The 12,489-nt window shown below is 57.9% G+C and carries 9 protein-coding genes; 1 reads left to right on the top strand and 8 read right to left on the bottom strand.

Annotated features, from left to right (window positions below; all coding sequences use genetic code 11):
- Nucleotides 1-21: 21 nt before the first annotated feature.
- From FY156_09625 to bcp, 7 genes are all read right to left on the bottom strand, one after another.
- The gene (locus FY156_09625) at nucleotides 22-519 is read right to left on the bottom strand and encodes a hypothetical protein (protein ID UXS01707.1); all 498 of its coding nucleotides are present in this window, start codon (nucleotides 517-519) and stop codon (nucleotides 22-24) included.
- A gap of 81 nt (nucleotides 520-600) precedes the next feature.
- Complete coding sequence (locus tag FY156_09620) at nucleotides 601-1,278, bottom strand: ribulose-phosphate 3-epimerase (protein ID UXS01706.1); 678 nt, start codon at nucleotides 1,276-1,278, stop codon at nucleotides 601-603.
- A gap of 108 nt (nucleotides 1,279-1,386) precedes the next feature.
- The gene (locus tag FY156_09615) at nucleotides 1,387-2,466 is read right to left on the bottom strand and encodes an ABC transporter substrate-binding protein (protein UXS03101.1); all 1,080 of its coding nucleotides are present in this window, start codon (nucleotides 2,464-2,466) and stop codon (nucleotides 1,387-1,389) included.
- A gap of 920 nt (nucleotides 2,467-3,386) precedes the next feature.
- Nucleotides 3,387-3,827, bottom strand: a complete 441-nt coding sequence (locus FY156_09610) for an NUDIX domain-containing protein (protein ID UXS01705.1) — start codon at nucleotides 3,825-3,827, stop codon at nucleotides 3,387-3,389.
- Between the two features lie 19 nt (nucleotides 3,828-3,846).
- Complete coding sequence (locus tag FY156_09605) at nucleotides 3,847-5,340, bottom strand: DEAD/DEAH box helicase (GenBank protein UXS01704.1); 1,494 nt, start codon at nucleotides 5,338-5,340, stop codon at nucleotides 3,847-3,849.
- A gap of 221 nt (nucleotides 5,341-5,561) precedes the next feature.
- Nucleotides 5,562-6,842, bottom strand: coding sequence for a M23 family metallopeptidase (locus tag FY156_09600; GenBank protein UXS01703.1), 1,281 nt, complete (start codon nucleotides 6,840-6,842; stop codon nucleotides 5,562-5,564).
- Nucleotides 6,843-7,159: 317 nt separating this feature from the next.
- Nucleotides 7,160-7,627: a thioredoxin-dependent thiol peroxidase gene (bcp, locus tag FY156_09595; GenBank protein UXS01702.1), complete on the bottom strand. Its 468-nt coding sequence runs from the start codon at nucleotides 7,625-7,627 to the stop codon at nucleotides 7,160-7,162.
- 119 nt (nucleotides 7,628-7,746) lie between these two features.
- Between bcp and FY156_09590 the strand changes: the two genes are divergently transcribed.
- A complete protein-coding gene (locus FY156_09590; protein ID UXS01701.1) occupies nucleotides 7,747-11,133 on the top strand; it encodes a hypothetical protein in 3,387 nt (1,128 codons plus the stop codon).
- Nucleotides 11,134-11,181: 48 nt separating this feature from the next.
- Here FY156_09590 and FY156_09585 read toward each other — a convergent pair whose 3' ends face one another.
- Nucleotides 11,182-12,435: a tyrosine--tRNA ligase gene (locus FY156_09585; GenBank protein ID UXS01700.1), complete on the bottom strand. Its 1,254-nt coding sequence runs from the start codon at nucleotides 12,433-12,435 to the stop codon at nucleotides 11,182-11,184.
- Between the last annotated feature and the right edge of the window lie 54 nt (nucleotides 12,436-12,489).

Genomic DNA, 12,489 nt, shown 5'->3' with positions numbered 1-12,489 from the left:
TAGCAAAGTGTTCCGGCAATCTCAATGCGTGCGGCGGCAAAGTATGGCGCTGGCCAGAAGGATCGGCAAAAGAGCATAAGGAAAATACAGGCGAAGACCGATGACCGAGAACTGGTAGATGGCGCCAAGCGACGTGAAGAGCTGCTGAAAGAACCAGATGCGCGAGAAGACGGGTGCGTGCCACTGCGCATAAAAGACGCGGTATTGCAGAGCGAAGATGAGGGCGGTGGCAAGACATGTGGAGATGGCCACCAGGATAAAGGCCGTGCCGAAGCGGATGGCATTCTGGCTTGCTGATGGCACGACACAGAATGCGGCGGCGGCGACCAACCAGCCGAGCAGTCCGCCGACGAAGAACAGCACTGCGATGATAAGGAAATTGTCGGTTTCGAGCCTGTTCTGCAGATAAAGGCCGAGCGATGCCGTTGCCGACGAACAGATGCCCCATGCCACCGCGCCAAACGACAGGGCGAGCACTCCGGGGAACCTGTCGTAAAAATGCTGACCGTCGTTACGCATCAAAGCACTCTAGAAGCACTTGCAGGGTTGCTGTCGGCATAGTCGCATGTCGCCCCGAGCGGTCAGGGCGACGTATGGGGTTCAGCGACGTCCCGTTTCGGCGGCAGCACGCAACGCGGCAACCGTCTTGCGGTAGTCGTCGACGCCATCTCCCTTGAACACGGCCGAGCCCGCCACGAGGGCGTTGGCGCCAGCGGCAATGATAGCAGGTGCGGTCTCAACCGTCACGCCGCCGTCAACTTCGAGTTCGATCGGACGTTCACCGATCATCGTTTTGGTTGCTCGGATCTTGTCGAGCATGGCGGGAATGAATTTCTGACCGCCAAAGCCCGGATTGACGCTCATGATGAGGATCAGATCGACATCATCAAGAACGTTTTCGATGACCGAAAGCGGTGTGGCGGGATTGAGTGTCACACCAACCTTCTTGCCGAGCGAGCGGATGGTCTGCAACGAACGGTGCAGATGCGGTCCGGCTTCGGCATGAACGGTGATACTGTCACAGCCTGCCTTGGCGAAAGCTTCGAGGTAGGGGTCGACAGGTGCAATCATCAGGTGGCAGTCGAAGAATGCCTTGCTGTGCGGGCGCAGTGCCTTGATGACGTCGGGGCCGAACGAGATGTTGGGAACGAAATGGCCGTCCATGACATCGAGGTGAATCCAGTCCGCGCCGGCTTCCGTAACGTCCGCGACCTCCTGTCCCAGCTTGGCAAAATTGGATGCCAGAATGGATGGGGCGATCCGGATGGGTAGGGACATGGGCATACTCCTCTCAGCGCGTTTGCTGCGGTGCCTTTAACATCAAGCGATGCCCTTTGAAACGGCTTTACAGCGGGTTCGGACGGGTTTTTTAGGTGGCGTGGCCAACTATTGTTTTTCCGCCCGGTCGGTCGGCTCAAAGCGTTGGCCGTTCCAGCGTTGCAGGCCGTAGGGGTTCGCCGCAAACTCGTGTGAGGGGTTGAAAGCGATGTCGCCAATGACGGTTTTGAATGCGGTGCCGCTTGCCAGAAGTTCGGACGCCGGCTTGTTTTGCGCCTGCACCATTTCAACAAGCGCTGCCGTCAGCTCTGTCGCCGCATAAGACGGCAGGACGTAACCCTCGGGTTCGATGTTTGCCGCCCGCAATTCACCCGTCACTGCCTGCGCAGAAGGAAGGGTGTCGTAGGCTGGGCGTGTTACGGCCAGAACATTGGGGGGGAGGGCGACGGGGTTGTTGGCTGCGGCCATCGCATCGCCACCCATGATCGTCAGGGCAATGTTCTCCGTGCCGGCATCTCTTGCAATGATGGCGACATCGTTGCGCTCTGCGCCAACAAATACATGCGTCACCCCGGTTCGTGCCAGCCTGCGCACCAGTGCGACCTGCTGTTCCTGGGTGGGGCGCATGGTGTCGGCCAGCGTCGGCTTCAGGCCGTTTTCCTCGAGGGCGGAGCGAACCCGGTCAACAAGTTCGCGGCTGTAGATCGTGCCGTCATCGACCAGGCCGATGGGGTGACCCTTCCAGTCGCGCAGGATGATTTCAGCCACCTTATCGGACTCCGCCTTGTCGGACGGGGCGAAACGAAACAGTGGCCAGCCATATTTCAGGGCGTCTTCCATCAGGATGGGCGCACGGCTGGAGAGTGTGATGGCTGGTATGGCGGCAGACTTGAGCGGCGGCAGGACGCCCTGCAGCGTTTCGGTGCACAGGAAACCGATTGCCGCGCTGACCTTGGCAGCAACGAGCCCATCAGCAATGGCGCCGCCGCTGCCGTCTTCGCAGCTTTCATGAATTTCGATCACATCGAGACCCAGCTTGGCCGCTGCCGCCTTTGCGCCTTGCCGGATCTGCTGTCCCAAAAGTTCGAACGGACCATTCTGGGGAGCGACAATGCCAATTGTTGCCGCGCTTGCTGCGCCCGCGAAGGCAAGACTGGCGATAAAGGGCAGCAGGCAAAGAGAACGCATCACGTGATCGAAATCCTATTTTCACGGTCTGATTGTTTATCGGCAGGATCGCGTTTTCAAAAGGAAAAATAACGTCAAAGCGACCATAAGCCGATACCGGCTACCGAAATGTTTTCCCGGGTCAATGTTGCGGGCACAAAGATTCGGGTTCGGACGCGCTAGGGTTGTTGAAATTCACCAGGTAGAGGAAAAGCTGATCTTCAGTCCTGTTCGCGCCGCCTCTTTGCAAGTGAAAATCACGATACTTGAATATTTAAGTATACTTGAATGTGCGATGGTCGTTTTTTAGTTTATAAAACTGTAACGCGAGGGCGATATAACCTGAAGATTGTATCTGGCAAGATTACATTTCTGCTTTCTACAGTGCAGCCGAAAAAAATGCCCATTTTGTTTTCACTTGGTTAATATATTGATTTATTTTCGTAATGGCGCATTTTTTCTTTCGCAGCCGCGTAGTTTTCTCTGGTTTTTTCGCATTTGCGAGAAGATGTGCTTGACGAAAAGTAAATGTTTCGCTTAGATATAGGTGTTTCAGGGGACGACTGAAATTGGCTCTTTTGAGCCTCGGAAGTGTTCCGAATATAAGCACTGCCAGACTATATTGGACTCGATATTCTATCCTTTTTTATTACGTACCAACCGCTTCGGGCAACTGAAGCGGTTTTTTACGCGGGATAATATGAGGCAATTCTGGGTTGTGTTGTTCCAACCTTGCAGAAGCTGAAGCTTTCGACATGCTTTTTGTCAAAAGAGCTCCCTGCGCAATCTCGGTACGCATTTCCCTGTCTGATCGTGTGTCGTGAGGCCTGCTGCAATCCGGGCGCGAATCGTCACTCGCCGAGGCCATGACGCAAATGGTTGCCGGTTGCTTTCTGCATGAATTTTCAAGCGCGCACTTCTATGACGTGCTGCGCCGTACCCTAGTAACTCTGATGGACCGGGTGGTGCTTGAGCGCCGTCAATGCGTCTTTTGCGAAGGCGGAGAGGGGTTCCGGAAGCTGATCCAGTGCGAACCAGCCGATCTGGGACAGTTTGTCCGGTTCCGTCAATGTGGGCTCGCCCTGGAAATCGCGAGCTATATATATCAGGGAAACCCAGTGCTGGTTATCGGAGGCCAGCGCCAGTTCGCTGTGGCAGAGGAAATCCACCTGGCCGATCGTCAGCCCCGTTTCCTCTTCGGCCTCGCGTTTTGCCGCGATATGAGCCGGCTCCATATGGTCGACTTTTCCGCCTGGAATGCTCCAGTGTTCCGCTTCCGGCGCCTTTACGCGCCGGCAAAGCAGCAGTTTTTCATCGCGCAGAATAACGAGACCAGCGCCGACGCCAGGAAAATCGAGGCCCGGTTTGCCTGGAGAGGTCATCGTTTGCCCTTCCGGCAGATCAGCTCTTGGCGTTTGCCACGATCAGCATGAATGCCGGAATGTCGTCGCCGAAGCCAACCGGTGTCGGGCCATCGTCGTGGTCACGGTAATGACGGCGACGGTCGCGGTTGTCGTCGTTGGCGTGGCCAGGGCTGCGGCGATCGGAATGACGGGGCGCTTTTTCCGCTTTGCGTTCTGCCTTCACTTTGTCTTCTCCGTGAACCGCGACATCCGCTTCCGTTGCGGATTGTGCGCCCTTGTTGATTGTTTCGTTCTGCTGCGTGTTGTCACGACGGTTTTTGTCGCGACCCTTGCCGCCACGTTCCTTGTTGCCGCGACGTCCACCATTGTCATGGCTTTCCATGGGAGCGGGCAGGGCGGAAAGATCGCCGTTCAGCCACTCGATGTTTTCGCCGATCAGTTTTTCGATGGCATCGAGATACTTCGTGTCGCTTTTCGTGACGATGGTAAAGGCCTTACCCGACCGTCCAGCGCGGCCGGTACGGCCGATGCGGTGAACGTAGTCTTCCGAATGGATCGGAATGTCGAAGTTGAAGACGTGGCTGACGTCAGGAATATCCAGACCGCGTGCCGCGACATCGGACGCGACGAGCAGTTTCAGGTTTCCGTCCTTGAAGTTCTGCAGCATGGTCATGCGCGTACGCTGATCCATGTCACCATGCAGAGCGCCGACCGAGAAACCGTGCCGGTCAAGCGAGCGGAACAGATCGGAGACATCCTTCTTGCGGTTGCAGAAGATGATGGCGTTCTTCAGTTCCTGTTCTTCGGCACGGATCAGGTCGCGCAGCATGGCGCGCTTCTCGTAATCCTTGTTGTGCGCAGCAACGATGCGCTGGGCAACCGTTTTCGCCGTCGAAGAAGGCTTGGCTACTTCGACACGGGCCGGGTTCTGCAGGAAGCGGTCCGCAAGCTTCTGGATCTCCGGCGGCATGGTTGCCGAGAAGAACAGCGTCTGGCGGGTGAATGGAATCATCTTCGCAATGCGCTCGATGTCCGGAATGAAGCCCATGTCCAGCATGCGGTCGGCTTCATCGATGACGAGAATTTCGACACCGGTCATCAGAAGCTTGCCGCGCTCGCAATGGTCGAGAAGGCGGCCGGGGGTGCAGATCAACACGTCTGCGCCACGCTCAAGCTTGCGGTCCTGCTCTTCGAAGGAGACGCCGCCGATCAGCAGCGCGACGTTCAGCTTGTGATTCTTGCCGTATTTTTCGAAGTTTTCGGCAACCTGCGCTGCGAGTTCGCGCGTCGGCTCGAGAATCAGCGTGCGCGGCATTCTGGCGCGTGCGCGGCCCTTCTCCAGAAGGGTGAGCATCGGCAGAACGAAGGAAGCCGTTTTCCCCGTTCCGGTCTGTGCGATGCCACAGATATCGCGTCTTTCCAGCGCAGGCGGAATAGCGCCCGCCTGAATGGGCGTCGGCGTTGTGTAGCCGGCATCTGCAATAGCGGAAAGAACTTTTTGGCTCAGGCCAAGATCAGAGAATGTTGTCAAAGGAAGAACTTTTTCCGTTCTGGTTCAATAAGAACGCCCGCATGCGGCGAAAGCGCCTGCAAGACTGTGGCGCGGGGATATGCCTAAAACGCCTGAAAGTCAAGGAAACAACGGGTGATTGTGCTTTAAAGACGTCATGCAGGCCAAGCTACATGCGCTTTCAAGCAATTTTCCGGAGATTGTCTAAAACAAGAGAAAAATCCGCGATAAAATCGCTACTCTTATTTGAGATATGTTTTCAGCTCCGATCCGGCAACAAGAAAGCGCATCGGATCGACTGGCGCGTCATTGCGGCGAACTTCGTAGTGGATGTGCGGGCCGGTGGAACGGCCTGTGCTGCCGGCGCGGCCGATCACGTCGCCGGTGTCGATCTTGTCGCCGGGCTTGACCAGAATGGCGGACAGGTGACCGAAGCGGGTGGATACGCCCTGACCGTGATCGATCTCGACCATATTGCCGTAACCGCCCGAGTTTTCAGCGATTGTGACGGTACCCGCGCCGGTTGCCTTGACGTTGGCGCCGGTCTCGGCACGAAAGTCGATGCCCGTATGCAAGGCTGGCCGACCGAGAAAGGGATCGAGACGGTTGCCGAAGCGGCTGGTGATGGTGCGGCCGGGAGCGGGGTTGCCAAACGGCATGCCGGTTGCGGTTTCCTTGACGAGATCGAGCCGGTTGAGGGCGTTGTCCAGGCTGGCAAGCGAGACATTGAACGGGTCGTTTTCAGCCGGTTGCGGGGCGGCATAGGGGCCACCAACATCCTGGTTTCCGGCTTCGTCAATTTTCAAGCCTGCCTGGCGAATGATGTCCTGCATCGCTGTCGCCTTGTTTTCGGCGTCGGCGGTGAGTTCAGCGATTCGCGATATCTGCTGGCGTTCGATGTCTTTCAACGACAGCGTGACTTTGGAGAAAATCCGGTCGGCGCGGTCGGAAGGTGTCTCGCCGCTACCCGGCGCGTAAAACACCTGCTTTTCGGATTTGGGTGCCTTGTCGGGCTGCATCAGCTTTTCGATGGCGGAAACGCCGCGCCCCTTGTCGGCGCTTTTCTCCGGAAGAAGTGCGTTCGAGAAGGCCGAGGGAGTTGCAGCAGGTGTTATGCCGGCATTTTCGGTACGCTCCATCAACTCGCTCATGCGCCCATGTCGGGAGGTGAGGGCGGTCTGCTGATCAAGAAGCTTTTCGACTTTTCTTTCAACAACTTGCTGATCGAGCAATTGGCGTGATGTGACGCGGTCCACCTGCGCGCGCAAGGCCGCAATCCGGTCTTCATAATCGTGCTGCATGCGTGTCTGCCGCGCCATTGTCGCGCCGATCAGATCGTCTCTGAGAATAAGGTAGGACGTTGCACCCAGATAGGCGAGCGACAACGCGCCAGCCACGGAAACGGCGAGGGCAGTCATCCAGGGGCGTATCGTCAGATGCCTTACCCTGTCGCCGCTTGCCAGAATCAGGACGTGCTGCTTACGCTTCTTTCCGAACCCCGGTTGTTCTGCCGTCTGAGCCAAAATCTCTCTCCAGCCTGTCCGTGTGCCAGAGAAAATCATATTTCGTTAAGGTTAACGAAGTTTTGCCATGGAGCCGGGAATGCTTGACAGATCAGCGTTTCAGCTGTGGCGGATGGCTGTCAGGGATCGGTGTGAGGAGGGCGTGAGGTCGGCTTCCGCAAAGGCGAGATTACATGTGGCTGCCTTCTGGTGCGTGCTGAAACCGTCAATGGCCAGATGTCGGAGACTGCCTGCCGGACCGCTCCGGCAGGCATAGTATAAGCGGTAAGTGGCGGGCGCGCACGTCGCCCGTCGTGTCAGGCACACCGACAGCGATGTCAGAGCTTTTTGGCAGCGTCCAGAACAGCCTCGGCGTGTCCGGCAACCTTCACCTTGTTCCAGATTTCGGCAATGGTGCCGTCGGGTGCGACGAGAAAGGTCGTGCGCTCGACGCCCATGTATTTCTTGCCGTACATGCTTTTTTCCTTCCAGACGCCGTAGGCTTCGGCGACGGTCTTTTCTTCGTCTGCCGCCAGCATCACGGTCAGCGAGTGTTTTGCCGCGAATTTGTCGTGGCTTTTGACAGAATCGGGCGAGATGCCAATCACAACCGTATTGGCTGCCTCGAACTGTGCGCCGAGCGCGCTGAAATCGATGGCTTCAGCCGTGCAGCCGGACGTATCGTCCTTCGGGTAGAAGTAAAGTACGACTGCCTTGCCCTTGAGGTCGGTCAGTGTCACCGTTCCGCCGCCATTGCGCGGTAGAGTGAAGTCAGGAGCTGGGCTGCCGATCGTCGTATCTGTCATAATCCACCTTTCTTTCACCGGGATGTTGAGTGAAACTCACCAGATTCGGTATATAGCGAAACGAAGCGTCGTCCAGTATTGCGGCGAAACAAAAGCTTTCCGGGAGCAGACACGGGCGTATGGCGGAAATACGGGGTGAAAGGGTCACGTTCGGCAAGCGCGATATCGTTCGGCTGCACGATCTTCCTTCGGCAAAGGCCGAAGATCCGATCATCGTGCATTGCCCGGCGCCGCGTTCGATGCTGCGCACCTTCACGAAGATATTTACGGCCCTTTTCGTTCTCGCTTTCCTGTCGATTGGCGGCATCATCCTGTCGGTAGAGACCGGCTCCATCGACAAAACCTTGTCGGCACAGGCGCAGCAGGCGCTGGAAAAGGCGCTTGGTCCCCATTACAGCGCCCGCATCGGCTCTTCGGCCATTCGCTTTTCAACCGGGTTGCGGCTGGCACTTGTGGCGCGTGACGTCGATATCATCGATCAGGCCTCCGGCCAGCACATGAGCCGGGCGCGTGCCATTGGTATGGCGCTCGATCCGCTGGCGCTTCTTGCCGGCCGTGTTTCCGTGCAGAGCCTTGAAGCTGACGGGATGGAACTCGATACAGCGCTTCTGCCCAAGGGCAATGGCTTTGATCCCACCAAGATCAAGATCGATGCGATCCCGGATGCCTTGCAATCGGCATTCGCGCAGCTCGATAATTTTGCACAGGCATTCCGGGTCAGCGGCACGGAGCAGATCACCATTTCGGATGTCTCTGTGCATTTGCCCCCCAGCAACGAGGGCAAGTTACGGACGATCCAGTTGCAGGAGCTGGCTCTCTCGCCGGATGCGGAGGGTGGTTACACCATCGATGGCGAAGCGATCTTCAACAACGAGGTTGCCAGCCTGTCACTCAAGACATCGGGGACCGGTGGGGTCATCGAAGGTTTTCAGGCCCGTCTCGATGGTTTCGATGTCGGGCCGCTGCTTGAGAAATACGATCCGCAAGGCAGCCTGCACGAAGGCCTGAACGTCAAGGCGGGTGTGAATATCGCCGCCCATCGCGGTGGAGAGGGGCGTGAGCCGCAGCTTTCCGTTTCTCTGGGCGTGGGCAACGGTACGTTGCTGATCGCCGGGGAAGCCCAGCCGGTCTCCGGCGGCACGATCAATGCGCGGTACGACTTTGCCAACACGTCGCTGGCGATCGACAATTCGCGGCTCGAGTTCGGTCGAACGATCCTTCCGATTGCCGGAGAGATCAAGGACACGGACGAGGGTTTCGGTCTTGCCTTGAGGATCGACAATGCCGTGGCGTCGGCAGAGGCTTCCGGCGAGCCGCCGGTTCCTTTCAATCTGAAAGCTGACGGGCAGTTCACGGCTGCGACAAGGCAACTGGATATCTCCTCGCTCTATGTCAGCTCTCCGCTCGGTGACATGGCGGGGTCGCTCAAGATCCGTTTTGGAGAACAGGGCTCACCTGAAATCAGCTTCGGCGGCCAGATCCCGAAAATGGAGGCAACGGCGGTCAAGCAGCTCTGGCCGTTCTGGATGGCGCACAAGCCGCGTGACTGGGTGGTATCGAACCTGTTCGGCGGGACCGTCACCAATGGTTCGATCGCGGTGTTCATTCCGCAGGGACGCATGTGCGGTCCCGGTTGCCCGCTGATTCTCGGCAAAAGCGAAATGCAGATCCGCTTCGATATTGCCGATACGCGGTTAAACACCACAGGCAACATTCCGCCGTTGCGGGATGCCAGTGCCCATTTCCAGCTTTCCGGCGAAGAGATCGATGTCGATATTTCGCGGGCGACGTCCTACTTCCCGTCCAACCGTTCCCTGACGCTGGAAAACAGCCGTTTTTCGATCGATTCGGTCTATGAGAAGCCGCTGCTTGCCAATCTCGACCTGAACATTGCCGGGGCTGCGGATGCGGTGGCGGAGCTCGCGACCTTTCACCCGATCAATGCGCTCAAGGATACCGAGTTCAAACCGGAAGATTTTACCGGTGACGTCAAAGCCCACGCAAAGCTCGTGGTCGGGTTGCTGAGCAGTCAGGCCCCGCCACCACCGGTCTGGTCGGCGGAGCTGAACCTCAAGGGGCTGGCACTGGCGCGGCCCTTTGCCGGTCGCAGCGTGACGGCGGTTGACGGCACGATGACGCTGAACGACCAGCAGCTCGTGCTGCAGGGCAAAGGCCGGATCGATGACGTGCCGATGGACATCGCGCTGACGGAACCCGTGCGCAAGAATGGCAACGTTCCCCGTCAGCTTGCCCTCAAGGCGTCTCTGAACGAAAATCAGGTGGCGAAACTTGCGCCGGAGCTGACGACGGTTCTCGGCGGCACCACGACGCTGGAGGTCAGCGGGGCCGATCCCAAGCATCAGGAGGTCAAGCTCGATCTCACCCGAGCATCGATCATCCTGCCGGGCATCGGCTGGAGCAAGGGGATCGGTATCCCCGCCAGCGCGGAGTTTTCGATGGAGACGGTCGATGGCCGTACGAACATCAATGACTTTTCGCTCGATGGTGACGGCTTTGGTGCGGCCGGCAATATTGCCTTCAACAAGAACGGTCTGATTTCCGCAGATCTGGACCGGCTGAAACTATCGTCTTCCGACGATTATGCTGTTTCTGTCGTTGCATCCAAGAACAGTTACATCATCACCGCAAACGGAAAATCGATCGACCTTCGGCCCCTGATTTCCAAATTGCGCAATCCCGCGGGCACCGGGGATGGCACGCCACGTTCGCAACCCTCACTCGCCATAAAGGCGCAGATCGACAAGGTCTACGGGTTCAACAACGAGGTTCTCTCCAACGTCAATGCGGACGTCAATCTGCGCGAAGGCCAGATACGCTCGGTCGATTTTCGCGGTGTAACGGGCAATGGCCAGGCCGTCGTGGCGCAGACCACCAACAAGGCGTCATCAGGCACCATCACGCTGACAAGCAGCGATGCCGGTTCGCTTGCCCGCTTTGCCGATCTTTATACGCGTCTGCGTGGCGGCCTCGTCAATCTGGCGCTGACGACCAGCAACGGTACGTCCTGGAGCGGTTCGCTCGACCTTCGCAATTTCTCCGTCGTCAACGAGGCCAAGCTGCAGGATATCGTCGCGACGCCGACAGGTGAGGACGGGCGCAGCCTCAACACGGCCGTTCGCCGCAACATCGATGTAAGCTCGGAAAAGTTCCAGCGCGGTTTTGCGCGGATTGTCTACGTCAACGGCTCGATTGCTGTCGAAAATGGTGTGGTGCGAGGCGAACAGATCGGTGCGACCTTCCAGGGCCTGTTGAAAGACCAGAGCGGCAGGATGGAAATGACCGGCACTTTCATGCCGGCTTATGGCCTGAACCGTCTGTTCGGCGAGTTACCGTTCATCGGTATCTTCCTCGGCAATGGCCGTGACCGTGGTCTGCTCGGCATCACCTTCAAGCTTTCAGGGCAGGCGAACCAGCCAACGCTAACGATCAATCCTCTGTCGCTGATTGCGCCGGGCGTCTTCCGGCAGATCTTCGAGTTCCAATAAAAAGGGCCGCTTTCGCGGCCCTCATTTTTTGATGTCGTTTTGCGCGGCTTATGCCGGGCGAACGAGAACGTGCTTTTTCTTGCCGACCGAAAGCTTGATGACGCCATCGGCGGTGATCTCGCCGGAACCGATCGTCTGGCGCTCATCGGCCATAGCCTTGTCGTTGATTCTGACGGCACCGCCCTGAACATGGCGGCGAGCTTCGCCATTCGATCCCGCCAAGCCAGCGCGGACGATCAGCGATAGCAGACCAACGCCGGATTCGAGTTCGGCTGCCGGAACCTCGATGGACGGCAGGTTTTCCGCAAGTGCACCTTCTTCGAAGGTCTTGCGTGCGGTCTCCGCAGCTTCTTCGGCAGCAGCGCGGCCATGCAGGATCGCGGTGACTTCCGTTGCGAGGATCTTCTTCGCTTCGTTGATTTCCGAACCACCGAGTGCTGCAAGGCGGGCGATCTCGTCCATCGGCAGCGTGGTGAAGAGTTTTGCGAAACGGACTACGTCGGCGTCTTCGGTGTTACGCCAGTACTGCCAGAAGTCGTAGACCGGCAACAGGTCCTTATTGAGCCAGACCGCACCGGAGGCCGACTTGCCCATCTTCGCGCCGGAAGACGTGGTCAGCAGAGGCGAGGTCAGCGCGTAAAGCTGCGGCGTACCCATACGGTGACCAAGGTCGATACCGTTGATGATATTGCCCCACTGGTCGGAACCACCCATCTGCAGGCGGCAACCGACGCGCTGGTTCAGCTCAACGAAGTCGTAGGCCTGCAGGATCATGTAGTTGAACTCGAGGAAGGACAGCGACTGTTCGCGGTCAAGGCGCGTCTTCACGCTGTCGAAGGACAGCATGCGGTTGACCGAGAAATGGCGGCCGACGTCGCGCAGGAATTCGAGGTAGTTCAGACCACGCAGCCAGTCTGCGTTGTTGATCATCAGCGCCGGGTTCGGCTTGCGATCGTAATCGAGGTAGTTGGCGAAGACGTGCTTGAGCGAGGTAATGTTGTCCTCGATCATGTCGATCGTCATCAGCTTGCGAGCTTCTTCCTTGAAGGAGGGATCGCCGACCATGCCGGTGCCGCCGCCCATCAGGGAGATCGGCTGGTGGCCGGTCTGCTGCAGCCAGTGCAGCATCATGATCTGGGTCAGGTGGCCGACGTGCAAACTGGATGCCGTCGGGTCATAGCCAATATAGGCAGTCACAGTTTCCTTGGCGAACAGTTCGTCGAGACCTGCCTCATCGGAGATCTGGTGAATGAAGCCGCGCTCGTCGAGCGTGCGGAGGAAATCGGACTTGAACCTGGACATGACCTTTTTCTTTCTGATTGGATCTTTGTCGTCATTGGGAGCCAATGAACGCGG

This window comes from Agrobacterium tumefaciens (genome assembly GCA_025559845.1).
Taxonomy (GTDB): Bacteria; Pseudomonadota; Alphaproteobacteria; order Rhizobiales; family Rhizobiaceae; genus Agrobacterium.
This window is presented reverse-complemented; position numbering and strand designations above follow the sequence as displayed.

What these genes read in the sequence shown, in the direction of transcription:
- FY156_09590 (UXS01701.1), top strand. Translation starts at nt 7,747, where the DNA reads ATGGCGGAAATACGGGGTGAAAGGGTCACGTTCGGCAAGCGCGATATC.
- FY156_09585 (UXS01700.1), bottom strand. Translation starts at nt 12,435, where the DNA reads ATGTCCAGGTTCAAGTCCGATTTCCTCCGCACGCTCGACGAGCGCGGC.
- bcp (UXS01702.1), bottom strand. Translation starts at nt 7,627, where the DNA reads ATGACAGATACGACGATCGGCAGCCCAGCTCCTGACTTCACTCTACCG.
- FY156_09625 (UXS01707.1), bottom strand. Translation starts at nt 519, where the DNA reads ATGCGTAACGACGGTCAGCATTTTTACGACAGGTTCCCCGGAGTGCTC.
- FY156_09620 (UXS01706.1), bottom strand. Translation starts at nt 1,278, where the DNA reads ATGTCCCTACCCATCCGGATCGCCCCATCCATTCTGGCATCCAATTTT.
- FY156_09610 (UXS01705.1), bottom strand. Translation starts at nt 3,827, where the DNA reads ATGACCTCTCCAGGCAAACCGGGCCTCGATTTTCCTGGCGTCGGCGCT.
- FY156_09615 (UXS03101.1), bottom strand. Translation starts at nt 2,466, where the DNA reads ATGCGTTCTCTTTGCCTGCTGCCCTTTATCGCCAGTCTTGCCTTCGCG.